The sequence below is a fragment of the Martinezella sp. CNPSo 3964 genome (assembly GCF_057784375.1).
Genome location: NZ_JBXSOW010000020.1, coordinates 1 through 26,142, shown reverse-complemented (window position 1 = coordinate 26,142; position 26,142 = coordinate 1). Strand labels below are relative to the sequence as shown.

24 protein-coding genes are annotated in these 26,142 nt (G+C 58.8%); 14 read left to right on the top strand and 10 right to left on the bottom strand.

Going from position 1 to position 26,142, the window contains the following annotated elements; all coding sequences use genetic code 11:
- Window positions 1-57: 57 nt before the first annotated feature.
- The 9 genes from AC13Q5_RS34130 (at window position 58) to AC13Q5_RS34090 (ending at window position 10,070) form a co-directional block, all read left to right on the top strand.
- On the top strand, window positions 58-1,002 hold the full coding sequence (locus AC13Q5_RS34130) for a sugar phosphate isomerase/epimerase family protein (protein WP_488504817.1): 945 nt from the start codon (window positions 58-60) through the stop codon (window positions 1,000-1,002).
- 23 nt (window positions 1,003-1,025) lie between these two features.
- The gene (gene iolG, locus AC13Q5_RS34125; protein WP_488504816.1) at window positions 1,026-2,060 is read left to right on the top strand and encodes a bifunctional inositol 2-dehydrogenase/D-chiro-inositol 1-dehydrogenase; all 1,035 of its coding nucleotides are present in this window, start codon (window positions 1,026-1,028) and stop codon (window positions 2,058-2,060) included.
- A gap of 24 nt (window positions 2,061-2,084) precedes the next feature.
- Entirely contained in the window at window positions 2,085-2,990 is a 906-nt protein-coding gene (locus tag AC13Q5_RS34120) for a sugar phosphate isomerase/epimerase family protein (protein WP_488504815.1), read from the top strand.
- 11 nt (window positions 2,991-3,001) lie between these two features.
- Window positions 3,002-4,027 (top strand): Gfo/Idh/MocA family protein, encoded by a 1,026-nt coding sequence (locus AC13Q5_RS34115; protein WP_488504813.1) that lies wholly within the window; start codon window positions 3,002-3,004, stop codon window positions 4,025-4,027.
- A complete protein-coding gene (locus tag AC13Q5_RS34110) occupies window positions 3,981-4,943 on the top strand; it encodes a DMT family transporter (protein WP_488504812.1) in 963 nt (320 codons plus the stop codon). Before AC13Q5_RS34115 ends, AC13Q5_RS34110 begins: the two co-directional genes overlap by 47 nt.
- Before the next feature lie 134 nt (window positions 4,944-5,077).
- Window positions 5,078-6,985 carry a bifunctional 5-dehydro-2-deoxygluconokinase/5-dehydro-2-deoxyphosphogluconate aldolase gene (locus AC13Q5_RS34105; protein WP_488504868.1) on the top strand — a complete coding sequence of 636 codons (1,908 nt, stop codon included), beginning with the start codon at window positions 5,078-5,080 and terminating at the stop codon, window positions 6,983-6,985.
- Between the two features lie 2 nt (window positions 6,986-6,987).
- Window positions 6,988-8,829, top strand: a complete 1,842-nt coding sequence (iolD, locus tag AC13Q5_RS34100; protein ID WP_488504867.1) for a 3D-(3,5/4)-trihydroxycyclohexane-1,2-dione acylhydrolase (decyclizing) — start codon at window positions 6,988-6,990, stop codon at window positions 8,827-8,829.
- Between the two features lie 10 nt (window positions 8,830-8,839).
- A complete protein-coding gene (gene iolB, locus AC13Q5_RS34095; RefSeq protein WP_488504810.1) occupies window positions 8,840-9,646 on the top strand; it encodes a 5-deoxy-glucuronate isomerase in 807 nt (268 codons plus the stop codon).
- A 22-nt stretch (window positions 9,647-9,668) separates the two neighbouring features.
- On the top strand, window positions 9,669-10,070 hold the full coding sequence (locus AC13Q5_RS34090) for a tautomerase family protein (RefSeq protein WP_488504808.1): 402 nt from the start codon (window positions 9,669-9,671) through the stop codon (window positions 10,068-10,070).
- A 722-nt stretch (window positions 10,071-10,792) separates the two neighbouring features.
- On the opposite strand, the gene AC13Q5_RS34085 is transcribed toward AC13Q5_RS34090, so the two are convergent.
- Entirely contained in the window at window positions 10,793-11,170 is a 378-nt protein-coding gene (locus AC13Q5_RS34085) for a hypothetical protein (RefSeq protein WP_488504807.1), read from the bottom strand.
- Window positions 11,167-11,868, bottom strand: coding sequence for a nucleotide-binding protein (locus AC13Q5_RS34080; protein WP_488504805.1), 702 nt, complete (start codon window positions 11,866-11,868; stop codon window positions 11,167-11,169). The genes AC13Q5_RS34085 and AC13Q5_RS34080 overlap by 4 nt, the downstream gene beginning before the upstream one ends.
- Window positions 11,869-12,389: 521 nt before the next feature.
- Here AC13Q5_RS34080 and AC13Q5_RS34075 point away from each other — a divergent pair.
- From AC13Q5_RS34075 to AC13Q5_RS34055, 5 genes are all read left to right on the top strand, one after another.
- Window positions 12,390-12,842, top strand: coding sequence for a hypothetical protein (locus AC13Q5_RS34075; protein ID WP_488504803.1), 453 nt, complete (start codon window positions 12,390-12,392; stop codon window positions 12,840-12,842).
- Window positions 12,843-13,204: 362 nt separating this feature from the next.
- On the top strand, window positions 13,205-16,552 hold the full coding sequence (locus tag AC13Q5_RS34070; protein WP_488504802.1) for an LPD7 domain-containing protein: 3,348 nt from the start codon (window positions 13,205-13,207) through the stop codon (window positions 16,550-16,552).
- Between the two features lie 372 nt (window positions 16,553-16,924).
- The gene (locus AC13Q5_RS34065) at window positions 16,925-18,172 is read left to right on the top strand and encodes a tetratricopeptide repeat protein (protein ID WP_488504800.1); all 1,248 of its coding nucleotides are present in this window, start codon (window positions 16,925-16,927) and stop codon (window positions 18,170-18,172) included.
- Window positions 18,173-18,259: 87 nt separating this feature from the next.
- Entirely contained in the window at window positions 18,260-18,988 is a 729-nt protein-coding gene (locus AC13Q5_RS34060) for a GGDEF domain-containing protein (protein ID WP_488504799.1), read from the top strand.
- 2 nt (window positions 18,989-18,990) lie between these two features.
- Window positions 18,991-19,344 (top strand): hypothetical protein, encoded by a 354-nt coding sequence (locus AC13Q5_RS34055; protein WP_488504798.1) that lies wholly within the window; start codon window positions 18,991-18,993, stop codon window positions 19,342-19,344.
- Between the two features lie 63 nt (window positions 19,345-19,407).
- On the opposite strand, the gene AC13Q5_RS34050 is transcribed toward AC13Q5_RS34055, so the two are convergent.
- The 8 genes from AC13Q5_RS34050 to AC13Q5_RS34015 all read right to left on the bottom strand — a co-directional run.
- The gene (locus AC13Q5_RS34050) at window positions 19,408-19,725 is read right to left on the bottom strand and encodes a type II toxin-antitoxin system RelE/ParE family toxin (protein ID WP_488504797.1); all 318 of its coding nucleotides are present in this window, start codon (window positions 19,723-19,725) and stop codon (window positions 19,408-19,410) included.
- Complete coding sequence (locus AC13Q5_RS34045; RefSeq protein WP_488504796.1) at window positions 19,715-19,996, bottom strand: ribbon-helix-helix domain-containing protein; 282 nt, start codon at window positions 19,994-19,996, stop codon at window positions 19,715-19,717. Before AC13Q5_RS34045 ends, AC13Q5_RS34050 begins: the two co-directional genes overlap by 11 nt.
- 93 nt (window positions 19,997-20,089) lie before the next feature.
- The gene (locus tag AC13Q5_RS34040) at window positions 20,090-20,338 is read right to left on the bottom strand and encodes a hypothetical protein (RefSeq protein ID WP_488504795.1); all 249 of its coding nucleotides are present in this window, start codon (window positions 20,336-20,338) and stop codon (window positions 20,090-20,092) included.
- Between the two features lie 221 nt (window positions 20,339-20,559).
- Window positions 20,560-21,366 carry a trypsin-like serine peptidase gene (locus AC13Q5_RS34035; RefSeq protein WP_488504794.1) on the bottom strand — a complete coding sequence of 269 codons (807 nt, stop codon included), beginning with the start codon at window positions 21,364-21,366 and terminating at the stop codon, window positions 20,560-20,562.
- Between the two features lie 61 nt (window positions 21,367-21,427).
- A complete protein-coding gene (locus tag AC13Q5_RS34030) occupies window positions 21,428-22,906 on the bottom strand; it encodes an HlyD family type I secretion periplasmic adaptor subunit (RefSeq protein ID WP_488504793.1) in 1,479 nt (492 codons plus the stop codon).
- Window positions 22,903-25,098, bottom strand: a complete 2,196-nt coding sequence (locus tag AC13Q5_RS34025; RefSeq protein ID WP_488504792.1) for a type I secretion system permease/ATPase — start codon at window positions 25,096-25,098, stop codon at window positions 22,903-22,905. The genes AC13Q5_RS34030 and AC13Q5_RS34025 overlap by 4 nt, the downstream gene beginning before the upstream one ends.
- A 75-nt stretch (window positions 25,099-25,173) precedes the next feature.
- Complete coding sequence (locus tag AC13Q5_RS34020) at window positions 25,174-25,698, bottom strand: hypothetical protein (protein ID WP_488504791.1); 525 nt, start codon at window positions 25,696-25,698, stop codon at window positions 25,174-25,176.
- Between the two features lie 151 nt (window positions 25,699-25,849).
- Window positions 25,850-26,142 (bottom strand): hypothetical protein (locus AC13Q5_RS34015; RefSeq protein ID WP_488504790.1); only part of this gene is annotated, 293 nt, incomplete at its 5' end.

Sequence of the window (26,142 nt, the reverse complement as noted above, 5' to 3'; positions counted from 1 at the left end):
GGGGCTGCGGCCTCGGCACGCGCACCCAATGCCAATGAATATCTTGGAGCTCATGAGATGATGCGCTTAAGCCTGGTAACCGACATCCTCGGATACCTTCCCTTCGAAGAGATGCTCGACACGGTGTCGAAGCTCGGGTTCGAATCCGTCGAACTCGGTTGCGGAAACTGGTCGAAAGCTCCGCACCTGCGCCTCGACGAACTCCTCGCCAGCGAGCAGGCACGCACCGATTTTCTGGCAGCCCTTGAACGCCGCGGCCTTACAATCTCCGCGCTGAATTGCTCGGGCAACCAGCTCCACCCCGGTGAGAGCGGCGCCGAACACCGCGCAGTCGTTGAAAAGACCTTCCGCCTCGCTGAAAAGCTCGGGGTCAAGACTGTCGTCATGATGTCCGGTTGCCCCGGCGGTACACCGAAGGACGAGCTGCCGAACTGGATCACTCACGTCATTCTTCCGGAACAGGTCGAGGCGCTCGACTATCAGTGGAACGACGTGCTGATCCCGTACTTCCAGAAGGCAGGGGAGCTTGCGAAAGATTGCGGCATTCGCGTCGCGATCGAGAACCTCGGCGCCACTATGATCCACAATCCGGCCAACATGCTGCGGCTGCGCGAGCATGTGGATCCCGTTATCGGCATGAACTTCGACCCCAGCCATCACATGTGGATGGGCGGCGACCCGATCGCGGCCGTGCGTCTGCTCGGCGACGCGATCCACTACATGCATGCCAAGGACGTCCGCCTCGAGCGCACGCTAGCGGAAGCCAACGGGCTGATCGACACCTATTGGATCAACGATATCGAAAAGCGCTCGTGGAACTACGTTGCGCTCGGGCATGGTCACGATGTCCAGTGGTGGAAGGAGTTCTTCGCGGTCGCCCGGCTTGTCGGTTATGACGGCCCCGTCAGCCTTGAGATGGAGGATGCCGGGATGGAACCGCTCACCGGCGTCAAGAAATCACTGACCACGTTAAAGCTCGCGTTGCCGCGCGACTTCGACTGAACGCCCCCATCAGGAAAACGAACATGACCCTAAAGATCGGTGTTATCGGAACTGGCGCTATCGGCCAGGAGCATATCCATCGGCTCCACAACAAACTCGTCGGCTCGACTGTTGTCGCCGTCAACGACATCAACAAGGCCCAGGCGGAAGAAGTGGCCAGACGCCTGACCCCCGCCGCCAAAGTGTTTGAGAACGGTCACGATCTCGTTGCCGATCCGAACGTCGATGCCATCGTTGTCACCTCATGGGGACCGACGCATGAAGAATTCGTGCTGGCATCGATCGCAGCTGGGAAGCCCGTGTTCTGCGAGAAGCCGCTCGCGACCACCGCAGAGGCGTGCCTCAATATCGTCAATGCCGAGATCGCCAGCGGGCGCCGCCTTGTCCAAGTCGGTTTCATGCGGCGCTACGACAAGAGCTACCGTCTCCTCAAGGAGCAGATCACCAACGGCAACCTCGGCGAGCCGCTTATGGTTCATTGCGCTCATCGCAATCCGAGCGTTCCTGACGTGTATGCGGGCGACATGGCGATCACCGACTCCTTCCCGCACGAAATCGACGTGCTGCGCTGGCTGCTCGACGACGACTATGTCTCGGCTCAGGTGATCATGCCGCGGAAGACGAAGCATACGCGCAAGGATCTCGACGATCCCCACATGATCCTGCTCGAGACCAAGAAGGGCATCCGGATCGATGTCGAAGTCTTCGTCAACTGCCCCTATGGCTACGACATCCAGTGCCAGGTCGTTGGCGAGGACGGGATCGGCTATCTGCCGGAACCAATGAGCGTGCTGCTTCGCAAGGACGCCAAGCTCAGCCACGAGATCCTGCAGGATTGGAAGCTGCGTTTCATCGACAGCTACGATGTCGAGCTGCAGGAGTGGATCGAATCCGTCAAGGCTGGCGTCGTGCGCGGCCCGACGGCGTGGGACGGCTACTTCGCTTCCGTCACCGCAGACGCATGCGTCGAGGCGAAGCACTCCGGCGCGATTGTCCCAATCAAGATCGGGGAGCGTCCGTCGTTCTATGCGCCCGCAGCATTGAAGCCGGCCGCGTAAACTGAGGTCAAGGAGGAGGAAGCCATGAAGATCGCTCTCGACCCGCATATGCATCGGCATCTGCCGCTGAACGAGCTTTGCCGCAAGGCCGCAGAACTCGGATACGAATACATCGAGGTCTCGCCGCGCGACGACCTGCTTCCCTGGTGGGTTCGCCCGCGTGCCCACAAGGAACGCGTCGCGGAATTCAAGAAGGCGCTCAAGGACCATGGCGTCCAAGTGGCCTCCTTGTTGCCCATGTATCGCTGGGCAAGTCCGCATGAAGACGAGCGTAAAGCCGCGGTCGGCTATTGGAAGGAAGCCATCCAACTCGCGGTCGACCTCGGCGTCGACACGATGAACTCTGAATTCGGCCGCGGGCCATCCCCCGACCGGGGTCATCGGTCGAACTGCTGCGGTGGCCATTTCACCCACGAGCACAGCGAAGCTGCATGGTGGCGTTCCATCGAGGAGTTGGTGCCCGTCTTCGAGAAGGAGGGTGTCACCCTCAACATGGAGCCGCATCCGGAAGACTGGTGCGAGACGCTGCATCCGGCGATCGACATGCTGAAGACGATCGGCTCCAAGAACGTCAAGTTCCTCTACTGCGCACCGCACACCTTCTACTTCGGCGACGACATGGCGAAGATGATCCGGGACGCAGGACCGCTGATCAACCATGTCCACGTTGCCGACACCTATAACCACAGGGCGTCGTCGGGTCTTCGCTATATCATCAACCCGCCCGGTGCGAAGGTGACGATCCACCAGCACATGGACATGGGGCAGGGCGAGATCAACTGGGAAGTCTTCTTCTCCTCGCTCGCCGAGGTCGGCTTCGACGGCATCGTGACAGCTTGCGTCTTCGGCTGGGAAGATCGAGCCGATGCATCCGGACGCTTCATGCGCTCGGAGATCCAGAAGCATGTCGACAAGTACTGGAAGAAATAGGCGGTCAGGCTATGCGGTTGGGACTTGTTGGTTATGGCACCGGGGGCAGGCACTTTCACGCCCCGTATATCGCTGCCGCTAAGGGGATCGAGCTGGTCGGCGTCGTGGCACGGGCGCCGCAGACTGTCGCTCGTGTCCAGGAGGACATGCCGGGCATGCCTGTCTATGCAAGTCTGGCGGACTTGATCAAAACAGGCGGCGTCGATGCTGTGACGATCACAACGCCGCCGCAGACACGGAGCGAGCTCGTGCTCGAAGCTGTCGCGGCCGGACTGCACGTCGTCGCAGACAAGCCCTTTGCGCCGAGCGCGGCGGTCGCCCGAGAACTCGGTGAGGCCGCAAGGCGCGCAGGTGTCGTTCTTGCTGTCTATCACAACAGGCGTTTCGACGCCGATGTCCTCACCTTGAAGAAGGTCATCGACTCCGGAGAGCTCGGCAAGTTATGGCGTGTCCATTCCCGCATGGAGTTCGACGACCCGGCAACGCTCGAGGGTGGACCGACCGGAGGCCTGCTGAGGGATCTTGGGAGCCATCTAGTTGACCAGATGCTCTGGCTTCTAGGTCCGGTCCGGAGCGTGTCTGCCTACTGGGAAATGGCTGATACCGCGGAAGGACGTACAGACGCCGGGTTCGTCCTGAACCTACAGCATGCGTCAGGCGTCCATTCTCACCTGTCGGCCAGCAAGCTCAACAGGCTCACGGTGCGGGAATTCCGTGCCTACGGAGAGCACGGCAGTTATGTCTCGTCGGGGACGGATGTGCAGACACAGGCGATTTTTTCCGGATCTCGGCCCGCGGAAGACCTCAAGGGGTGGGGATACGAAAAGCCCGAGCTCTGGGGCACCCTGCGAACGCGTGGAAAAGAGACAAGGATCCCTTCGGAGCAGGGGCGCTACCATTCGTACTACGAGAGCTTTCTGCGTGCGGTGCAAGGACATGGTCCTGCACCAGTTACGGTAGAGGAAGCCACGGCAACCTTGGCAATTCTCGATGCGGCACGGGTCTCGGCACTGGAAGGGCGCACGGTTGATGTGTGACCGGGCTGAAACAATGTCGGCGCGAGGTGCTGGCGGTTCCTCGTTCGGACGGATCGCCGGGTCTGGTGAATGGCAGCTTTTCCTGGCTTCGATACTCGCTGGGAGCGGCTGGCTGTTTTCGGTCCATGCTCTGCAAGGCCTGCCGCCGCTGCTGTTCATCGGCAGTCGCTTCATGCTGGCGGGCTTCGTGATCTATCTTGTGATGGGATTGCCATCGCTCAAGGCGCCGCGCGGCGTTTGGAGGGCGCTTGTGCTTTCGTCCGCATCCATGGCTGCGGCAATGACGCTGTGGATTGTCGGGTTGAAGTACACAAGCCACATCGGTGTGGCGGCCTTCATTACCGCAACAGGCAATCTGATGGTGCCAATCGTGGGCCTTGCGATGTTCCGTTGGCGTCTCGCGGGGCACTCGGTCATAGCGCTTGCTGTAGCGGGGTTCGGTCTCTCGCTGCTTTTTCTGGATGCCGACACCAGCTTTGCGGGCCCCGACACGATGTTCCTGATATCGGCCGTTCTTTGGGCAATCAGCCTGGTGATCGTGAGAGAGAAGACGCCGGAGGTCAGTGCAGTTGCCGTTTCCGTCGTCCAGCTCTTCTGTACGGGGGTCATCGTCTCCATAGTCGCCGCGCTTTTTGAGCAACTTCCGATGGCTGTTCCATCACTTTCGGTAGTCGGATGGTTTCTTGCAAGTGTCGTGCTTTCAACATGCCTTCGGTTCGTCCTGCAATTTTACGGCCAGAGCCGCGCGACACCTGCAAAGGCGGGCATGATGATGATCTTCGAGCCCGTTTGGGCGATGGCGTTTGCGTTTCTCTTCGTAGGGACGCCCATGTCCATGATCCAGGCATTCGGATGCGCGGTCATTTTCTTTGCTGTCGCGCGCGGGGCATTTTGGAACCGCGCCCGAGGCGGATGAAGCATTGGGCCGAACCCGTTTTGCGGCAGGTCCATCTACAAACTGAACTCTAATGCGGATCCGTTTCCCCGCGGCAACGGATGACGGGCTCGCCGTGTCTACGTGATGACGTGCGCCTCAGGAAAGGACAACAAATGAGTAAAAGATTGGATGTGATTACCATCGGCCGTTCGAGCGTCGATCTCTACGGAGCACAGATCGGCGGTCGTCTTGAGGACATGGGATCTTTCCGCAAGTATATCGGCGGCAGCCCGACGAACATCGCCTGCGGGGCGGCGCGTCTGGGATTGAAGAGCGCGGTAATCACCCGCGTCGGCGACGAGCACATGGGCCGCTTCATTCGCGAGCAATTGGAGCGCGAGGGAGTTGTCACTGATGGCGTGACCACTGATCCGGAGCGGCTGACAGCCTTGGTAATCCTGGGCATAAGGGACGAGGATCAATTCCCGCTGATTTTCTACCGGGAGAACTGCGCCGACATGGCGCTTTCTGAAGCCGACATTGATGAGGCTTTCATCAGGAGCGCGAAGGCCCTGGTCGTTACTGGAACCCATCTGTCCAATGCCCGCACGGAAGCGGCGGTCATGAAGGCGTTGCAGCTTGCTCGCCAGCATGGTGTCAAGACTGCTCTGGACATCGACTATCGTCCCAACCTCTGGGGTGTTGCCGGACACGGTGATGGTGAAAGCAGGTTTGTCGAGAGCCGCGCGGTGACCGAGAAGCTTCAGTCGACGTTGAACCTGTTCGACTTGATCGTCGGCACCGAGGAAGAGTTCCACATCGCAGGCGGATCCACGGACACGATCGAAGCCTTGAGGGCAGTGAGGAACGCATCCGACGCCGTCCTCGTTTGCAAGCGTGGTGCAAAGGGTGCCGTAGCGATCAAGGACTGGGTTCCCAACAACCTCGACGATGCGGAGAAAGGTCCCGGGTTTCCGATTGAAGTCTTCAATGTTCTCGGTGCCGGCGACGGTTTCTTTGCCGGGCTCCTGAAAGGTTGGCTGGACGGGGAGACGTGGCAGAAGGCTCTGGAATATGCCAACGCGTGCGGTGCGTTCGCCGTGAGCCGCCATGGATGCACCCCGGCCTATCCCAGCCTCGAAGAATTGCAGTTCTTTCTCGCGAGAGGTGTGAAGCGTCCCGACCTTCGCAATGACCAGGAGTTGGAACAAATCCATTGGGCGACCAACCGAAGCGGTGACTGGTCCAGCATGAGGGTTTTTGCGTTCGACCATCGCGTTCAGCTGGAGCAGATGGAAGGCTTCACGCTTCAGAAGGGCGGTGCTTTCAAGGAACTATGCCTCAAGGCTGCGCTCGAGGTTCAGGACGGCCAGCCCGGCTACGGAATTCTCTGCGACAACCGTATCGGACGAAATGCGCTTCACAAGGCTTCGGGTTCTGGGCTTTGGATCGGCCGCCCCTGCGAGTGGCCAGCGTCCCGCCCGCTGTCGCTCGAACCGGAACTGGGACTGGACTGCGGCGGCCTGGAAGAGTGGGCTCGCGAGAACGTCGTCAAGGTTCTCTGCTTCTGCCATCCGTCGGACAGCAGGGACGTCCGGAGCAAGCAGGAGGAGACGGTAAAGCGTCTGTTCGAGGCTTCGCGCCGAAACGGACTGGAATTCCTCCTCGAGATCATCCCCTCCAAGGTCGGCCCTGTCGACGACGACACCAACGCCACCCTGATCAGACAGTTCTACGAAATCGGCATCTACCCGGACTGGTGGAAGCTGGAGCCGATGACTAATGCCACGGCCTGGCAGAATGCCATCGCCGCCATCGAGGAAAACGATCCCAATACGAGAGGCATCGTCGTGCTGGGGCTCGACGCTCCGGAAGCGGAACTTGCGGCATCGTTCAAGGTCGCGGCGGCCTTCGATCTGGTTCGAGGCTTCGCAGTCGGGCGGACGATTTTTGGGGATGTGGCGCGCAGATGGATGAAGGGCGAGCTCGACGACAGTCAGGCGATTTCCGAAATGGCAGGCCGTTTCAGGAGCCTCTGCAGTATTTGGGACACAGCACGCTGGGCCGCGAAGGAGAAGTGAAGATGTCTACAATTCGTTTGACCGCCGCCCAGGCAATGGTTCGCTGGCTCTCCGTGCAGATGACAGAAGATGGCGAGCGATTCATCGAGGGCGTATGGGCAATATTCGGTCATGGTAACGTCGCCGGGCTCGGTGAAGCTCTTCATGGGATCGGTAATGCCCTGCCCACCTGGCGAGGGCAGAACGAGCAGAGCATGGCCCATACGGCCATTGCCTATGCCAAGGCCAAGAAGCGGCGGCGTGCCCACGCGATCACCTCGTCAATCGGGCCAGGCGCGACAAACCTGGTGACCGCCGCGGCACTTGCCCATGTCAATCGCCTCCCAGTCCTTCTCATTCCCGGCGACGTCTTCGCTAACAGACGGCCTGATCCGGTCCTTCAGCAGATCGAGGACTTCGAGGATGGAAGCATGTCGGTGAACGACTGCTTTCGTCCGGTGAGCAAGTATTTCGACAGAATCGTTCGGCCGGAGCAGCTTCTGACCGCGTTGCCGCGTGCGATGCGAACACTGACCGATCCGGCATCCTGCGGTCCTGTCACCCTTGCCTTCTGCCAGGACGTGCAGGCGGAAGCCTATGACTATCCCGAGGACTTCTTCGAGCCTGCGACCTGGTACATCCGTCGTCCGGAACCGGATCAGCGCGAAGTAGCTCGCGTGGTTGAGATGATGACGAAGGCGCAGAACCCCGTACTCATCTGCGGCGGCGGCGTGATCTACTCTGAAGCGGAAAGTGCTCTGGCGGACTTCGCGACGAAGCACGGCATACCTGTCGTCGAGACACAGGCAGGGAAGTCAGCCCTGCCACAAGCGCACCCGATGAACTTTGGTGCCGCAGGCGTTGATGGCTCGGCGGCCGCCAATCAAGTATGCGAAGCGGCCGATCTGGTGTTGGGCGTAGGCACCCGATTCCAGGATTTCACGACGGGTTCGTGGGCACTGTTTCGCAATCCATCGAGGAAATTGATCTCCATCAACATTCAGCCCTACGACGCGCACAAGCATGGCGCGATCAGTCTGGTCGGGGACGCGAGATCATCACTCGAACGAATTTCCTCCGGGCTCGGCGAATATCGATCGAGCGCCTTCGATCCAGCTTCCCGGACTGAGTGGCTCTCCCGCGTGGATGCACATTGCGCAGCACCTGAAGTCGATGGCGGCAATGTGCTGCCTACAGATGCGCAGGTAATCGGCGCCGTGCAGCGGGTCTCGACGGAGCGCACGATCGCCATGTGTGCCGCAGGGACCATGCCGGGCGCCTTGAAACTCCTCTGGCAGCCAGCGCAGGGTGGGTATCACATGGAATACGGCTACTCCTGCATGGGCTACGAGCTCGCTGGCGCAATGGGAATAAAGCTTGCTCTTCCTGACCGCGAAGTGGTGTGCTTCGTAGGCGACGGAAGCTACATGATGATGAACTCGGAACTGGCAACGGCCGCGATGAGGCACATTCCGTTCACGATCGTGCTGACCGACAACCGCGGTTACGGCTGCATCAACCGTCTCCAGATTGCTTGCGGCGGCGAGGAGTTCAACAACATGTATAAGGACTGCAACGTCGAGGAGCAGCCCGAAATCGATTTCGTCGCACACGCGTCCGCGATGGGCGTTCATGCCGTCAAGGCAAAGGGAATTTCCGATCTCGAAGAACAGATCATCGCGGCGAGGGGACGTAACCGACCCACCGTCATTGTTATCGATACCGATGCCAGGCCGGGTCCGGGCGAGGGCGGTGGCGGCTTCTGGTGGGACGTGGCTGTTCCAGAAGTCGGGACTTCCGAAAAGCTCAACGATGCGAGGGCGGAGTATGACCGCAATCGTCGTCTGCAGTCGTTGGTAAATTGAGGGATATCGAATGTCGCACCTTCAAAGGAAGCCGTTTGGCCAGCACGGAAAAGTGCATGAGATCACGCCGCAGTCGGCCGGGTGGCGCTACGTCGGGTTCTCGCTCTACTGCCTCCGCGCGGGAGAGCGGATATCTGAGGAGACAGGCGATCGTGAAGTCATCCTGGTCATGGTCGAGGGCAAGGCATCTTTCGTTGCCGCAGACAAGGAATGGGGTGTACTTGGCGAGCGCCTGAGCGTCTTCGAAAAGACGCCACCGCATTGCCTCTACGTTCCGAACGCGAGTTCATGGGAAGCTACAGCCGCGACCGATTGCGTGGTGGCTGTCTGCTCGGCGCCAGGGATCGGGAGGCACGCTGCTCGTCGTATTGGTCCCGACGGGATATCACTCTCGGAGCGCGGAAAAGGCACCAACATCCGATACGTGAATAACATCGCCATGGAGAACGAGGACTACTGCGACTCGCTGCTCGTGACGGAGGTTTTCACTCCTGCTGGCCATTGGTCGAGCTATCCCTCGCATCGGCACGACGAGGATGATTTCCCGCGAATTACCTATCTGGAAGAGACCTATTACCATCGTATGAACCCCGCCGAGGGGTTCGGTATCCAGCGCGTCTACACCGATGACGGTCAGCTCGATGAGACGATGGCTGTCGCCGACGGTGATGTTGTTCTCGTCCCTCGGGGACATCATCCGTGCGGCGCTCCCTATGGGTTCGAAATGTATTACCTCAACGTGATGGCGGGACCGCTGAGAAAATGGCGGTTTGTTCCGGCTCCGGAGATCGAGTGGATCATGAAGCGCGACGCGTAAAGGGCGCGCTGGGAGACAAGAAATGCCCCTGATGAAAATTCACGTCCTCAAGGGACGTACAAGTGCAGAAATCGAGCAGCTTCTCGATAGCATACACCAAGCGATGGTGACGGCGTTCAAGGTGCCGGAGAGAGATCTCTATCAGATCCTGACGGAGTACGAGCCGACACACTTCCGTGCTCTCGACACCGGGCTGGATATTCCGAGGACGGACAAGTTCACTATGGTCGAGGTTGTCACTCGGCCACGGTCACAGACCGAAAAGATCGAGTTCTATGAGGGACTTTGCCAGGTCCTTTTCGAACGGTGCGATATCAAGTCTTCGGACGTAATGATATCGATGGTTGAGAATACCGACGAAGACTGGTCCTTTGGTCTCGGTCTTGCCCAGTTCCTGACTGGGGACCTCGCGGTCCATCGATAAACTGACGTCATTTATCAGATGCATCGTACGATACGGAAGTTCCATAAATATGCTTATCTGATTGTTAGTCAGCTAACGAGTGCGCTCCCCCCACCGAAAAGTCGTTGCGGGGGCTGTGCGGTTTGCGAAAGCCTACAGCAAACGCCCTTCGGCGTTTCTGATCGGCGCTCTGCCTATCCGTTGATGAGTTGCATTTGCTCTTCCGACGCGAGATTGTCGGGGTTGATGCAGTGAGATAGTTCAACCGCATCGCGCCAAGCTGCGTTCGGTATATCCCATGCTATGCGCGCGGATATCCCCGGGGCGAGAGCCATTTAAACAGATGACAGCTGCTAGATTCCCGGAGGCGACGATGGAGCACTGCGGGCTGTATCAACCTCTCAATATCGAATAACCTTTTAAACTCACGTGGACTGAAGGTTTTCCAGCCGCAGCACCGCCGGGCGGCGCGTCCGCGGCCGTAGTGAGCTTCGACATTTGTCGGGGCGAACGGAGCTGGCGGAGCAAACCCGCGCCCGCAAGGTAGCGCCGAAGGGTTTTGCGGAGCCAAGTGGGAAACCTGCTCCGTGACCCTCGTTCCGAGCTTAGTCGAGCTTGGCAGGATACCGTCGACCTTGCGGCCATGCACTTCAAGCTTTTCGGCTCCGCCGCTTTCGTCCGATCCCATCCCTCGCGTGCGTGCGGACGAGGGGCGGATCCATCCTTGAGCGCTTCCTTGACGGTTACGATTTCGGCCTCTGATCCAGATAGGCGCGGAGCGCCTTGTCCACCACTCGTGACACTCGCAAACCGTCCTCGGCGGCTGCCACCTTGATCGCCCGGATGACGTCGCGGCCGACGTTCACCTGAAACCGCGTGGTTTCCGCTCGATCACAATCCTGATCGGGGAGGTTGATTAATGCGCTGCTGTCCTCGCCCGGGCCCTCAGCGTCGCCCGCCATCTTAAAGGGATGCCCCGGCGCCGGTGTGCTCGGCCCTTCGTCTCTCGGTGGTGCGAACATCTCTTCGTAGAGCTTGGTCTGATCTGTCGTATCGGCGAGAAGATCGGAAAGGTCTTTGGCACTGCGCTTGCGGCGGCCGAGTTCTCTGAAGTCGGTCATCGGCGAACCCTTTGGGACTCGGCTGCCGGCAGTTCATCGGCCTCTATTGCCTCTGTGATGTCGTTCAGCAGCTGCACGATGTTTGCGCGTGCTTTCTTTACCTGGTCGGCTTTTGATGGATCCTGCGACAGGATCTCCAACGTGCCAGAGTTGAGGCAGAACTGTTCGTAGACTTTGCGCGCCCTTATGAAGGTCGGTAGGGCCGCCAGCTTATGGGCGCGGATGAGTTCAATGGCGTCCTGAAATGCCTTCGTATTGAGATCGATGCCCTCGACGCGGTTGAGGACCAGCCGAAGTGGAGCCCGTTTGAGGTTCCGCGCCCACTCGAACAGTTTGACGGTCTCGAACATTTCCATGACGTTCGCTTTGGCCGGGACGATGGTGATGTCGCTCGCGACGACAGCGGCAGTGAGGAGCTCGTTCATCGACCCTTGAACATCGATCAATGTTATGCCCTCCCCTGTTCGCGAAATAGCTTCGACGAGCTCCTGTTGCGTTGCGGCCCTGGTGGCGGAGATGCTCTTGGGAAGAGTGCCGGCCTGGCGGCAACGGTTCACCCATTGGAAGCATGAAAGCTGCCTGTCTGCATCGATGATATGGATGTTGGAAGATGCCGACGCGAGTTCTGAAGCAACGAGTGCACAAAGGGTGGACTTGCCAACGCCGCCCTTGGAGTTTGCGAATGTCAGGATGGTCATGCTGGGGTGGGCTCCTATTACAGCGTTGCATATGCCTCCATGTGATTTTGCTATATATGTGATCAATTGACAAGCTCCCGCACTTCATGAGCTCCAGCGACTACCAGCAGCATCGTCGCTCCATGCAGCTTGCGCGCTCCTCGAAGTGCGTGAAGCATCCGGAGTGTTCGAAGTGCATGGGGTTCGCGTGGTGGCCTGAGTGCGCAGAGAGAGCGTCGTTCGCAGGGTTCAAATGGTGTGTGGAGCGCATGCACTACGCGCAGTTTGCAAGCTTCGTACAGTGCGCGTAGTGTGTTGATTTTAAATAGAAATATTGAAAAAAGTGAAGTTAAATGGATGGCAGGGATATACGATTTGTGATACAAATCTGCCACGCCACAATAGCGGCGTTCGTCTGGCGACAAAGCTTGCGCTTTGCGCTGGGTTGCCCCGGCAGTCTCTCGATCGAGACCGGAGCATATATGAGGCTGTTCCTTCCCGCATTGGGTGATGGATTGGTGTTGAGCTTGGGGATTGCCGTCATGACAAGGGTCGCAAAGGCACGGAGTTCACGGACTGGAACGCTGCATGTGCGTCTCACCGAGACGGAGCTTGCGGGATTTTCGGCCTTCTGTTCCGGCCGTGGCGTCACCTTGAGCGAGGGAGCGCGACGTATGGTGCGGGCCGCCTGCGGTTTTGGGCCGACCCATGACCACGAGACCCGTGATGCCATTCTCGAGCTCGCTTACCAGACGCGAGCAATCGGCGTGAACCTCAACCAGGCCGTCAAGGCCCTGCATCGCGGCAAACTGCCGTCGGATGCGGCGCTGAAGCAGGGTCTTGCGCGGATGGCACAGGTGCTGTCGATCCAGGAGGAACTTTACCGGACGCTCTGCGGTCGCGCTCGGGAAGACATGGTGCGGGCGATCGAGGATGATGCGGACGTTAGTGGCATCGCCAGTGGAGCTGACGTCGTCAGAGGAACTGATGCGTGATCGAAGCCAGTTTCCTTGACGAGCTCGGGCTCGACGATCTGCTGGAACGGATGAAGCGACGCCGGCGAGCGCTGCAGCAATCAGACATGGATGCGCTTGCGAGCTATAGCGGTGCATCTGCTTCATCACGTCCTTTAGGCATGACACCAGGGCTCGGAATGGAAGACGAGGAGAGACGGCGCAGGCGTCGTCGTGGGAGTCCGGGCACGTCTGTTGGACCAACGTGGTCTGCGGGACCGCCGCGGTCTGCGAGACTGGCGCACTCACAGCAATCAACGCCGGCGTCTTCGGCGCCAGCGCCTGCACCGCCTCGATCAGCTGCCGACATGCGCGAGGGATTAGCGCGGGGATCGCAGGGCGCAATGGTCAAGCTCGTCAGCTATGCCAGCGGCTCTTCGCGCACGGAAGCACTTCTGTCCTATCAAAGCAGGCAGGGACAGGTAACGCTGGAACGGGAGGATTATAGCGAGGTCAGCGGCGCCGACGCCGTTCAGGCGTTGGCGAGTGAATGGGCTGACGCGTCCAGGCATCGTGCGCCGTCGAAGGACGTCGTCATGCTCAGGCTGACGCCAGAATCTTTCGTCGAGACGGATGCCGTGGATGCGGCACTCAAAGAGAGGCTTTCGGGACATCGCTATGCATGGACGATCACCCGGGATGCGGCCGGGCGTCAGCGCATCGACATCGTGATGACGGCGGCGAGTAGCCGGCGCGAGGTTTCGGGAGCCGGCAAACGCGGCAGGTCGTATCGTGTCTTCGATACTCCTGGCTCTTTGGGCGGACTGGAGCGCCGGCTGAACGAAGCTTTTGGTCAACCGGTTGACATGGAGGAGCGCGGCTTTGCCCACGGCGTGGAGGGGGCCGCGCGGTATCTGTCGCGGCTGACGTCCGGAGGGAGAGATGAAGCACATCTGTCCGATGGAAGAATGCTTCGCGGACACGAAGCCAATCTTGCCGCAGCGCGTTCGTGGAAACGGGATATGCGGTCTCAGGAGCAACGAGACGTTGCTCATATCGTGCTCAGCGCCATGCCCGGCACGGACAAGTCCGCGTTCGTTTCGGCCGCTCGTGCGACGCTCGAGACAGAGTTTGCCGGTCACGCTTTTGCCTTTGCGTTGCATGAGGACAGCAAGCATGTCCATGTTCATGCGGTGGTCCGGCTGACATCGGATATGGGCAAGCGTTTACGGCCCGGCATTCAGGATTTTAAGCGCTGGCGCGAGACGCTGGCTTTAAAGGCGCGTGAGCGCGGCATTGCGATGGAGGCGACCAGCCGTTTCGAGAGGGCCAATCCTCCGAGCTATAAGCTGAAGGATATTCGCCGGGTGGAAAAGGGGATCGCATCCGATCGAGTACGCCAGCACGTCGAGGCCGTCAGGGTGGGTGCGGTTCATGTACCTGTGCGGGAAGAGGGAAAGCGTCGAGCAGTTGCTGCCGCAAAAGGATGGGGTGAGGTTGCCGCGATGTCAGCGCAAAGCGCAAGCTTTGTCGCGTCATCGCAAGCCGTTCGTGAGGTACTAGTGGAGCCAGGTGTGTTACGGCTCTATCGGGCGGAGCGGCCGGGAGCGCCGTCATCATCGGCCCCGATTTTTACGCGCGATCGCGCCGAGGCCATTGAATTGGCACGGCGCCATGGCAGGTCGCTCGGCTACGTCGATGTCCGGCCAGCCGACATGCACCGGATTACGCCGGCGCGTTCACAATCTGGTGCCATAGCCGGTTCCAATGCTGATGAAATCAACCGTTTCGTCGTCTCACGCGAGCTTGCCGACACGGTGCGTCCTTGGCCGAGAACCGAGGCGGAAACCGCGAAAGTGCTCGAATTCCGCCGACGCAGTGCGACGGCGGTACGGTTGATGGAGCGGACGGGCGCAGGCAGCGACTACGACCAGGATTCACGAACCGGGCAGCGCAATGACGCGCCGCGGGGCCTGGAATCGCAAACCTTGGCGACTTCCGCCGAGAAGCGCCTGATGGAATTGGTCGATCAATTTACGAAGGAGACGGGTAATATGGCAAATCTCAACGTGATGAAGACCTCGTTCGCCGACATGAACGAGCAGATGGAGATCATCAAGAAACATCTGCCATCGGATCGCCAGCCGCAAATCGAGGAGCTGCATGGCAAGCTTCGTGAGTCTCAACAGCGCATGCTGGCCATCCAGGAAGACATCGAGAAGAAGCGCGGTGCGGTCGAGGGCGACCGTTTTGTCGCCCCTGTCAAGTATGAGTTCCGCCAGTTCGTGGCGGAAGAGCGCGGTGCTGTCATTCGCTATGTTACCCATAAGGAAAATGGCAAAGGAGCCGTTGCCTTCACCGATCACGGCGACAAGGTCGAAATCAACACGTGGAAGGATCGCGAAGCGGTGCTTGCTGCCATGCAGGTTGCCTCGCAAAAATGGGGTAGCCTGACGATTAGTGGCATCGAAAGCTACAAGAGCCTCGCGATCGAGCTTGCTGCCGAGCATGGGTTCAAAATCACCAACCCCGAGCTTCAGGAAAAGCTCATGGCTGCAAATGAGCGAGCAGCTCAGCAACGCAATGCCAGTGCCGGTCTCGCACCGGGTGCTCCCCAGAAAGAGAAACCGACCGAGTTAGCCGGCACTCCTCAGCGAGATGTTGTTACTCCGGCGCCGGTCACCACCGAGGGACACGCCACGACGCAAGCAGAGCCGGCCACCCCCGCTCCGATCATGGATGGTGAGAAGATCAGGCCCGCCGATCGCAAACGCGCATCGACCCTTGCGGCGATGCGGGCGGCAGCGGAAAAATGGGGTTCCATCAGTGTCAATGGTACCGCGCGAGACAAGACCATCGCCGTGGAGCTTGCCGCCGAGCACGGGTTCAAGATCACCAATCCGGAGCTCCAGGAGCAGCTGCTAGTCGCGCAGAAGAAGGTGGAGGAACGCCGGCGCAAGGAAGACGAGCGCGAACGGAAAGTCTCCGGCTTTACCGATGGATCGCTGGCTCAGCCGATTGAGAACGGCCAGACAAGCCGCGTCACCTCGCAGACCCGTTCGGCGATTTCGGGCGTATATCTTGAACATGGTACCTCCCATTACGATAACGACCCGAAGAACGAGGTGACGCCGCATGTCGATCTTAAGCGTGAGGACGGCGGGCAAATGCGCGTTTGGGGCGTTGGCCTGCCGGATGCGCTCGACAAGGCTGGCGTTCAGCGAGGTGATGGCATCAGCCTCGCGGTGACCGGCCGAGAAACCGTGGAAAAGGACGTGCGGGTCATCGATAAGGCGACCGGTCAGGAGCGGGTCGAGCGGCGGCCGGTGCAGCGCAATGTCTGGGAAGCGAGTATTACGGAGAAGGCGGCCGCCTCTCAGACAGAGAATCCAATGGCGCGCAGCGACGCCGAGATTGCCGTCAACCTTCAGGTGGTGCGTGAGCGGACCGAAGCCGAAGCGGAGCGTGAAATCCGCCAGGCCGACCGAAGCACCGCCACGCATGAGCGGCCGTTTGACGGTGGTGGTGATGATCATGCCTATCGCACACAATCCGAGGCGGCGTCTGCGGTCCGGGCCGAGCGCTCCATCGAACAGAACCCGTCAAAGCCGATACCGGCCGATATCAACCAATCGCCGGAGATCGAAAGGCAGCGCCAGACCCAGCAGGAGTTGTTGAACGAAAGCCAAGTGAACCGGGAGACGGAAGCCAAGAAGAATAGAGAACGCCACAAGCCAAAGCACCGCCAGTAAATGCGACTTATCCTGATTCCAGGTTCTCCAAGCCGTGCATCTGCATGGCGTGGAGCCAGTCGCCCCGGCAAGCCGCGCAAAGATCTGGACACTTTATCCGTTCAAGGAATTCATCAAGAACATCGCCGATCTTTCTGCTCCCAATTTCGATCGCCACTTGTCCGCTTGGGTCGATCATGCACCGTTGAGCCCGGTTCCTCGTTTGGTTCGCGCGCAATACTATCTGGATCTTGCCTGGTATCGACGGGTCACCGCTTCGATTCCGAAACAGATAAGGCCGCCCAGGAGGCGTTTGTCAGCCTCCTTCGCAAGGGGCTTACCGATGTCCGGTTTGCTCTGACGCTGGATCCTCAGTCCGCTTACGGGCTCTCCTTGCAAGTCGAACTTCTCCGTGGCTTTGGCGCGACGGTGCAGATGGAAAAGGCGCTTGAACAAGCGGCCGCTGTCTATCCCAACTATATGCCAATCTATAATATTGCGCTCTCGTCCCTACAGCCGAAGTGGGGCGGTAGCGTCGATCAGATGTATGCTTTCGTAAACCGCTACGATTCGAACGCTCCCGTCGGCTCGCCCTTGAAGCTGCTGCCGCTCAGTCTCTACGTCTATCTCCTGGATGTGGCGAACATCGATTGCGCGCATAAGCTTGGCGCCGAATATACCGCCTGCTTCACGGCCGCCATGAACCGGAACCTACGGCCGGGATTGGAAATGGAGATTTCCCGCGCTCTTGATGAATTCGGAGTATCCAACAGCTATGAGACGAACCAGGCGGTTTCCTATCTGATCGGCGCCATGATCGAGCAGGCCGGCGGGGCATCCTATGCGGGACAGGTTCTTCAAATGGCAGCGAATAGCTACCATAGCGATCCGCGCCTGATCGAAGACAAGGGCGTCGAAAACAACTACATCATCGATCAACTGGTCGCGAAGTCCTGGCTCTACAAGGGCTTTTATGACAATGCTATCACCAAGTACAAGGAAGCGCTGTCTCATCTGAATGCCGCGAGCTTCCCGTCTCCCGAGGAGAAAGATCTGGCGCTGGCACAGATTTATCAAACCCTCACGCAGATGTACTCCAAGAACAAGCGCCCGGCCGATATGGCCGCGGCTGCGAAAGCAGCTCTCTCGCTCGACGAGGATGCGGGCAGCCGTCTCTATCTTTGCTACGGCTACCACCTGATGACCCAATATGCCGAGGCCGTAAAGGAGTGCTCGAAAATTCTCTCCGATCCGCAGAACGGAGTGAACGCCTATTACTGGCGGGGCCTTTCCTACAAGGAACTGCATGACGACGAAAATGCCATCCCCGATTTGGTCGAAGTCGCGTCCTCCCAGAACGGCCATCGAGCTGGGGCGGCCATCGAGCTATCGATGATCTATTTCGGCAGGAAGGATAATCAGGCCGCTCTCGGCGTGCTCAACAAATATCCCTATCTCTACGACGACAAGCTTACCAACAACGATGATGTCGCAGTCGCCTACAATAATCGCTGTTATGCCTATATGGAACTCGGCGATAATCAAAAGGCCCTTGATGACTGCAATGCGTCGCTCCAATACGGCAGCATTCCTGACGCCATCAAAAAGAAGCAGGAGCTTTTGGCCAAGCTTTCACACTAGCGACCGGGCATCACCGTATGCTTCAAACCTAATCCCAGAAGCTGGCGAGTACCTTGGTGAAATTCGCCGTGATCATGCGAACTGAGTGTGGGATCGTGGTGGCCCTTCCTTCCAAGCCACTGTATAGCCGGCAATCTGATCATCTATGCCGCATCGTTTGCGATCATCGTCATAACTATCTGGCGTTTCCGAGAACGCTATGAGGAACAGCGTTTTGTCGCGCGCCACGATGGCGTCACCGGCATATTGAATCGTCAGGCATTCGAGCAGGAAGCACAAGCCATGCTAAAGATAGCCTGCCGGCAGGGCTGGCCAATGTTGCTGGTCTACCTCGACCTCGACGGCTTCAAACGCATCAATGATCGCCATGGACACGAGGCCGGAGACAAGGTGCTGAAGCGCTTTGGCGTTGAAGGAAGGATGGCTTTGCGACGCGAAGATTGCTTCGGGCGAATGGGCGGCGATGAATTTGTTCTGCTGATGAAGTTGTCCTCATTGGATGAAGGCAGACAAGCAGCCGAGAAGCTGCATGGGCGCCTGAGCGCAGCCTTAGCGACCACGGGTCATGAGGTGACCTGCAGCATGGGAGCACTCGCTGTTCTGCCTGATGTCGGGAATACTCACATGGATGAGCTGATGCGCAGTGTCGACCGCCTGATGTATGCCGCCAAGCATGGTGGCAAGGACGGCATGCGATATGCGACATCGGCGTTGTTGCGGGATGAAGGTTTGCCTCCATTCACGGGAAGCGAAGAGATGGCGCCAACATTGTCTCGACCAAACCGAGATGTACCTGCTGCTGCGGGAAGCTTGTGAAAATGGTGCCGGATGAGACCGCCGATCTGCTGGAAACCCTAGCCTTTACCATCAGGATGATCATCGAGAGTGGCGCTCACGACAAGCAGCGCATAGCGAGCGCCTACCGCGATGCGCGCTTGTTTGTTTCGGATATCAATCTTGGTGGCGGCTCGGCCCGGCCCCGAATAGAAGCCTGTCTCGAGCGCTTCAACATCTGCAAGAGCGATGATGACGTCGCGGCGGCTGGCTGGATGCTCGCCGCGGTTCAGGAGCGCGTCGCGGAGCGTAATCTTTATGGCTGGCAAAGGCTCCAGGACATCGTAGATCTTGCGGTGCAAGAACTGCTCTTATCCGAGCAGGCCATGCGTCATTGACTTGTGACGCACATTAATTCGCCGCCAGGCTTGAGGCGGGGATGGGCTTCCCCACGGCCATCTTCAGCTTTTCAGAAGGTTACGCAAATCGCGCCGGCCATCGACAACACGGACAATCTGTATCGTATCGACTGGGCCCCGATCGGTGTCTGGAATCGTCTCGTAGAGAATGACGTATGGCGCTTCCACCAACATCCGCGCCGTCGGCGCGATTTCAGGGTGCCGTTGACCAAGCCGTGGTTGATCGACCAAAAGGCCGACTTTTCGCCTAAACTGTTCATAATAGCGTTCAGCGGCTTGTGGTTGATGAAGACCGATCTCGACATAAATACCAATAACGTCGTCTTCGGCTTGAGGCGACCAAACGAGCTTAATCGCCATGATTGCGAGCGGCGTTCAGTTTCTGACGAGCTCTTTCGCGGGTTGCGTCGAAATCGACAGTCTTTGGGACGCCGCTAGCTTTACCCTGTGCCCACAATTCGCGCAGATGCTGAATATCATTCTTCCGACTAGCCCACTTCGCAAACCAGTCACGCATGGCTTCGCGCACAATCTCGCTGCTGCTGGCATAAGCACCGCTTTCGACTGCATCGCGCAAAAGCTCAGCCTGCTGCGGTGTTACGGCAATGCTGACCTTTGAGACGTTAGACATGATTGCCCTCTTCAGCTTTCTGGTAGGAAAGCTTACCACCGGACTCGTGCTATAGCCAAGAAAATTGCGAAGTGAACGCAGAATCCGTCTCCACTAACTCGAAACAACGATCCGGTTCTCTTCCTCGAGTTCAGACATGGAATTTGTCAGTGCCCCTTGCAGTGCAATTAGGGCATCCGCGAGAGCGTTCGGATTGCTTGAGTTCTCCTTGCTAACGCCACCCTCTGCCACGTTGGCAATCTGCGTCACGATCTCATTGGCCGACGCAAATCCCAAGTCCAATAGATCGGTTTCCTCCTCTAGATCAGCCTCTTCGGCACGCTCGGTCGCACTTAAATCCATATGGGTTGCACTGCTACCTTGGTAGAACAAGTCGAATAAGGATTCGAACACGTTATATAATTACGTCAATTCTATTGTGAAACTAAGCATTTGATGTTAAATGATAATATGCAAATTTTCCCTGATGGGGATGGTGCCTTTGTCCGTTGCTGAGGAGCGGCTGAGAGAAATTGGACATCATTGTTATTGCGGGGTTCAAGCGGCTTACGCTGAAAGTACGCTCAGCGTTGGTTTGCGTCGCCGGCAAGCCTATGTACCGCGTCGATCAGCTCGGGTTCAAGCCCAACCGCAAAGTTGTAACACCGTGCTCGGTCGAACTTCGGACACGAGCCTGTCCCGGAGGTGGTGATGCCGACTGCCTCTAAGCCCTCGGGACTCTCTCTCAGTATCGGGCTCCCAGATGCACCTATGTCAGAGGAACAGTCTGTACGAAGACCACTTGCGGCGATCTTCTCAATATTTTCGACCGATCGGATACGGCAGTCGCCAAGAACACGCTCGTTCCAATCGTCAGGAAGAAAGTGCGCCTGACGGATGGAGGCACTTATGATCTTATCGCCGACGGAAACAGGTTTTGAAGGCAGGCGATATGGTTCGAACTCCGTCACGGATTCGGAAAGCCGCATCACGACCCAGTCATAGGGGTCGTCCCAGGATTTAAGACCTTTGCTCGGATGAACGAAAGACGCGACATCAACCTTGTGCCATGTGGATCCTTTGCCATCGCTCACTTCGAACGCGCATCTCGTGATCGACATCGACGCCGCATATGTTTTGCGATTTTTGGGATAGAGCGCATGCCGCGCCGTGACCACGATATTCGGCTTATAGAGCAGGAAGGCACTGGCCTCATTGAAGGGACACATGATCCTGCCGCTTGCGCCAAACTTCTTTCGAGCAGTGTCAGGGGTTATGCCATGCGATGCAGCATAGTCATTGATGGCCCTCCGGTTGTCAGCTCCGATTGTCCCTGCCTTCGCGCTGGCTACTCCTATGACCAGCCACGCAAGAAAGATCAGGAAATACATCCGTGGGCGGTCCAAGTGCGTCGCAAATCGCGAGATTCCAGTTAATTGCATAGCTCCTCCACTACCGTTCCTGCATCGCCTGCGACGTCACCTCTACAATCGGCGAGAACAGATATTCGAGTATCCGTCGCTTGCCGGTCTTGATCTCGGCGGTTGCGGCCATGCCTGATGATAACGGCACGATATTGCCATCGACACTCATGGTGCTGGCGTCGAGCTTGAGCGTGACAGGAAAGACGAGGTTCTGGACGCGCTGCACATTCGTCGTCGGCACGGTCGCCTGCAGTTGCTTCGTCGGATCGCCTTCGACCTGGTTTGCATCCGGCTCCGGGATCGCGTCCCTTGCAACGGCTGTAACGTGGCCGCGGATCACGCCGTAGCGTGTGAATGGAAAGGCCTCGATTTTGACCACGGCCGGCTGCCCGACGGACACAAAGCCGATATCGCTGTTCGGGAGATAGGCCTCCACCTCAAGCGTCGAATTGTCCGGCACGATGCGCATGAGTTCGACGCCGGTCGTGACCACCTGGCCGGTGGTATTGATCGACGACGACTGGATGGTGCCATCGATCGGCGTGGCGATGGTCATGGATTCCCGTCGCTCACGCGCCTTGACCAGCTGACGGTCAAGCTCATCGGCCTGTCGCGACGCCTCGCCAGCCTTCTCGACGTTGTCGGCGATGAAGCTATGCAGCGTCTTTTCCCCATCGCTTGTTGTAACCGAAAGGGATGCCTTGGCCTCTTCGAGCTGGCCGGTTTCCTCGGCGAGCGTCGCTTCTTCCTTCTGGCTGGTCTCCTTGGCGTCGATCACCCCTGCCTTGGAGCCGGCATCCTGATCCACCAGTGTCGCGCGGATGGTAACCCGCTCGTTGAGCGTATCGACCAGCCGCTGTTGCGCCGTCATCGTTTGCTGAAGCCTGGCGACAGTCGCCTGCTGCTGCGTGCGCTGTGCGACGATATTGGTCAAACTGGCCGCAAGCTGCGACAGATCGGCCCTGAAGATCGATTGTTCGCGCTCGCGGATGCTAGCGGGCGTATCGGACGCAAGATCGAGCGGGGCATCCGGGATCTGTTTCTCGCTCGTCCAGATACCCTGCTCTTGCCACTGCTCCACGGTTGCAAGCACGGCCCTGCGCCGGACCATCTCGGCCCGATAGGCCTGCAGATTGACGGTAATCGCCTCTTCATCGGACTTGAGCTCTGTATCGTCGAGCTGGACGACGATGTCGCCCGCCTTCACATGCGAACCGTTGGTGACGGGAATAGACCTCACCTTGCCGACCTCGATCGACTGGATGACCTTGACGCGGCCGGTCGGCTGGATCTTGCCTTGCGCGGTCGAGACGATGTCGAAGGTGCCGAGATAGCTCCAAAGGAGTGTGGCCGCCACGAGGATGGCGATGAACCAGATGAAGGCGGTACGAACAGGCGAGGCTGGGCTTTCTAGGATCTCCAGCGCCGCCGGCAGGAATTCGTTCTCGGTTCTGCTGCGCCGTTGTGGTTTGGCTGGCCGTTTGGGGGGCTGGACGACCTGGTTCATGGCTGGTTCAGCCCCGTCTGCAACTGCCAGAGATGGGCATAAAGACCGTTTGGACGTGCAAGCAGGCTGTCATGCGTGCCCTCTTCGACGATGCGCCCATCCTTCATGCCGATGATGCGGTCGCAATGGCGGACGGTCGCCAGCCGATGGGCGATGATGATGACGGTTCGGCCTTTGACGATCTCGCGCATGTTGCCAAGGATGATGCGCTCGCTCTCGTAGTCGAGGGCGCTTGTCGCCTCGTCGAGGATTAGCATCGGCGGATTGGTGGCCAGCGCCCGCGCGATCGCCAGACGCTGCCTCTGGCCACCGGAAAGGTTGGCGCCGCGTTCCTCGATCAGCGTGTCATAGCCCTTCGGCAGCTTGGCGATGAACTCGTCGGCGCCCGACAGCCGCGCCATCTGCATGGCCGCTGCCCGCGACATCGACGGATTGACCAGGCAGATATTGTCATGGATCGTCCGGTTGAACAGCATGTTCTCCTGCAGGACGACACCGATATTGGACCGCAGCCAGGCTGGATCGACCTGGGCGATATCCTGCCCGTCGACGAAGACCTGGCCGCGCGTCGGGATATAGAAACGCTGCACCAGCTTCGTCAGCGTCGACTTGCCCGATCCGGATGGTCCGACAATGCCGATCACCTCACCGGGTCGAACCGAAAACGAGATATCGCGCAGCACTTCCGGGCCATCGGCCGTGTAGCGGAAGTTGACTTGCCTGAAGGTGATGGCGCCCCTTGGCTTCGGCAGGCTGACGGAGACTTCCGGCCTTGGCTCGGGCGGGGCGTTGAGGATGTCGGCAAGACGGGCGACGGACACCTGCACCTGCTGGAAATCCTGCCAGAGCTGCGACAGGCGCAGGATCGGCTGCGAGACCTGGCCGGCGATCATGTTGAAGGCGACGAGCGCGCCGACCGTCAGCTCGCCATTGATGACCGCCTGGGCACCGAAGAGAAGCAGGGCTGCCGAGGTGATCTTGTTGACATACTGGATGGCGTTCTGGCCCTTGGCGGCCAGCATGGTCGTGGCAAAGGAGGATTGCACGTAACCTGCCAGGCGCTCCTCCCATTGAGCTGATACAACCGGTTCGACGGCTGAGGCCTTCAGGGTCTGGACGCCGACCACGGTCTCGACGAGCAGCTGCTGGCTATAGGCGCCGCGCTCGAACTTCTCGTCGATCTTTTCCTTCAGGAATGGCCGCACCAGAAAGCCGATCGCCAGATAAAACGGGATGGAGGCGACGACGATCCAGGCGAGCTTTGCTGAATAGGAAAACAGCACGAAGATGAAGACGATGGTGAAGATGAGATCGAGACCGGAGAACAGCCCCTGCCCCGTCAGGAAATTACGGATGGTCTCCAACTCGCGCACGCGGGCAATCGTCTGGCCTGTCGCCCGCGTCTCGAAATAGGAAAGCGGCAGGTTCAGCATATGCCGGAACAGCCGTCGCCCGAGCTCGACATCGATGCGGTTGGTGGTATGCGACAGCGCATAGGTTCGAAGATATTGCAGCACCACATCGAACAGGCCGACGGCCGCCAGACCGACAACAAGTACGATTAGGGTCGAATAGCTGCGATGGGCAAGCACCTTGTCGACCACGACCTGGAAGAACAGCGGCGTCACCAATGCAAAAATCTGGACGATGAGCGAGGCAAGCAGGACATGACCGAAGGCATGGCGATAGCGCCAGATCGACGGCAGGAACCAGCGGAAGCCGAAATTGCCGCGCGAAGCTCCGGGACCGGCCAGACGCCGCTGCAAGAGGATGAAGTGTCCGGCCGTCTCGGCGAGCAGCTCATGCGCCCCGAGATTGCGGCTGGAGAAATCCGTCGGATCGATGATGCGCCAGGCATTGTCCGCTGCTGCTCCGCCGAAGACGGCAAAGCGGCCATCGCTCAAACAGGCGATCGCCGGCGTCGGCAAGGTCGCAAGCCGCGCGTCCGACTGGATCTCCAGATGCTTTGCCTTCAGCCCCACGAGCTTGGCAGCCCGCAAAAGGTCACTGCGTCCCGCAGGCTTCGACAGAGCCAGGTCACGTGCCAGAACATCCGGATTGGAGGCGATGCGGAAATAACCGGCAATCGCTGCAATCGCAGCAAGGCCGCTGTCGGGGCGTATCACATCATCTGCTGATGGCGATGATGTAGTCGGGGGCTGCTCCGCGTTTGCGATGGTCGCTTGGTCCATCAGGCTACGATCCCACCGAAGAGGAAGCCTCAATGGGCACTTTATTGCCCTTTGCCAATGTAAGGCAGGTCCAAATCATTGATCGCCAACCATTGGTAGCGATGCATTTTGATCATAGTTGAACATGAAACTGGCTTTGCGGCCCGGTTCTGTCTCGATAGTCATTTCCGTCTGCAAGGGCTCCCCGGTATCTTCAGCAATCCAGGCCTTGACGTTTCGAACCCTATGATCGGGTGTAAGACGCTTATACGTGTAGATTACCGCAGACGCATTCCCGAGCCGATCAGTCCCGATGCGACGGCACTCGTAAACTGCCGCTTCATTACCGACGACGAGGGCAACCGGCTGTCGCGTGTCGATCTTCCAAGCTCCGTCCTCCTTCCGCGAATATTCCTTGTTGCCAGACACAAGGTAGTCCAGGGAATAGGACTTGCCGCTGTCGATATAAGTGACGATGCCTCGTTGTTGAAATTGTTGCGCTGCGTTCAACTTTCCGATGGCGGCCTTGACTGGTTGGCACACGTCAGTATCAGCACGCGCGCTTCCATTAACCAATGCCGCCAAAGCGATGGCCATCAGGCAAACAATCCTGTTCTTCATACGCCCCCTTCGAACCGCTTTGCGGTCGCGCTTTACATGCCATCCCCACCAGCCGCTCGATAGCGTAAAGCCGCTGACTGAGGACACAGCTGATCCCGATGATGAATAGGAAGGCCGGATCTACAAAAAACAGCCTTCCTACTTGCAATGGTTATGCTGCATTCTGCTTCGGGATCGCCGGCTGATAGGCGAGCGTGGCGTCTCCCACCAGATAGTGCGACGTGCCATCGCTCGTCTGATACGAGCTCGTGCCGGTGATTGCCGACCCGTCGGAGAAGGACTGACTGCCATCCGTCGTCGACAGAAGGTTGACCAGCTTGATTCCAGCCTCCGACATGGTCTGCAGCTCACCGTCATCGACGACACCATTCTGGTTGGCATCGCGCCAGACACGGAACTCGCTCCAGCGGTCGTCGCTGGCATCGAGCACGTTGTCATGGTTGC

What these genes read in the sequence shown, in the direction of transcription:
- AC13Q5_RS34035 (WP_488504794.1), bottom strand. Translation starts at nt 21,366, where the DNA reads ATGTATTTCCTGATCTTTCTTGCGTGGCTGGTCATAGGAGTAGCCAGC.
- AC13Q5_RS34105 (WP_488504868.1), top strand. Translation starts at nt 5,078, where the DNA reads ATGAGTAAAAGATTGGATGTGATTACCATCGGCCGTTCGAGCGTCGAT.
- AC13Q5_RS34110 (WP_488504812.1), top strand. Translation starts at nt 3,981, where the DNA reads ATGCGGCACGGGTCTCGGCACTGGAAGGGCGCACGGTTGATGTGTGAC.
- AC13Q5_RS34090 (WP_488504808.1), top strand. Translation starts at nt 9,669, where the DNA reads ATGCCCCTGATGAAAATTCACGTCCTCAAGGGACGTACAAGTGCAGAA.
- AC13Q5_RS34080 (WP_488504805.1), bottom strand. Translation starts at nt 11,868, where the DNA reads ATGACCATCCTGACATTCGCAAACTCCAAGGGCGGCGTTGGCAAGTCC.
- iolG (WP_488504816.1), top strand. Translation starts at nt 1,026, where the DNA reads ATGACCCTAAAGATCGGTGTTATCGGAACTGGCGCTATCGGCCAGGAG.
- iolD (WP_488504867.1), top strand. Translation starts at nt 6,988, where the DNA reads ATGTCTACAATTCGTTTGACCGCCGCCCAGGCAATGGTTCGCTGGCTC.
- AC13Q5_RS34025 (WP_488504792.1), bottom strand. Translation starts at nt 25,098, where the DNA reads ATGGACCAAGCGACCATCGCAAACGCGGAGCAGCCCCCGACTACATCA.
- AC13Q5_RS34075 (WP_488504803.1), top strand. Translation starts at nt 12,390, where the DNA reads ATGACAAGGGTCGCAAAGGCACGGAGTTCACGGACTGGAACGCTGCAT.
- iolB (WP_488504810.1), top strand. Translation starts at nt 8,840, where the DNA reads ATGTCGCACCTTCAAAGGAAGCCGTTTGGCCAGCACGGAAAAGTGCAT.
- AC13Q5_RS34130 (WP_488504817.1), top strand. Translation starts at nt 58, where the DNA reads ATGATGCGCTTAAGCCTGGTAACCGACATCCTCGGATACCTTCCCTTC.
- AC13Q5_RS34020 (WP_488504791.1), bottom strand. Translation starts at nt 25,698, where the DNA reads ATGAAGAACAGGATTGTTTGCCTGATGGCCATCGCTTTGGCGGCATTG.
- AC13Q5_RS34030 (WP_488504793.1), bottom strand. Translation starts at nt 22,906, where the DNA reads ATGAACCAGGTCGTCCAGCCCCCCAAACGGCCAGCCAAACCACAACGG.
- AC13Q5_RS34070 (WP_488504802.1), top strand. Translation starts at nt 13,205, where the DNA reads ATGGTCAAGCTCGTCAGCTATGCCAGCGGCTCTTCGCGCACGGAAGCA.
- AC13Q5_RS34055 (WP_488504798.1), top strand. Translation starts at nt 18,991, where the DNA reads ATGGTGCCGGATGAGACCGCCGATCTGCTGGAAACCCTAGCCTTTACC.
- AC13Q5_RS34120 (WP_488504815.1), top strand. Translation starts at nt 2,085, where the DNA reads ATGAAGATCGCTCTCGACCCGCATATGCATCGGCATCTGCCGCTGAAC.
- AC13Q5_RS34045 (WP_488504796.1), bottom strand. Translation starts at nt 19,996, where the DNA reads ATGTCTAACGTCTCAAAGGTCAGCATTGCCGTAACACCGCAGCAGGCT.
- AC13Q5_RS34040 (WP_488504795.1), bottom strand. Translation starts at nt 20,338, where the DNA reads ATGGATTTAAGTGCGACCGAGCGTGCCGAAGAGGCTGATCTAGAGGAG.
- AC13Q5_RS34115 (WP_488504813.1), top strand. Translation starts at nt 3,002, where the DNA reads ATGCGGTTGGGACTTGTTGGTTATGGCACCGGGGGCAGGCACTTTCAC.
- AC13Q5_RS34085 (WP_488504807.1), bottom strand. Translation starts at nt 11,170, where the DNA reads ATGACCGACTTCAGAGAACTCGGCCGCCGCAAGCGCAGTGCCAAAGAC.
- AC13Q5_RS34050 (WP_488504797.1), bottom strand. Translation starts at nt 19,725, where the DNA reads ATGGCGATTAAGCTCGTTTGGTCGCCTCAAGCCGAAGACGACGTTATT.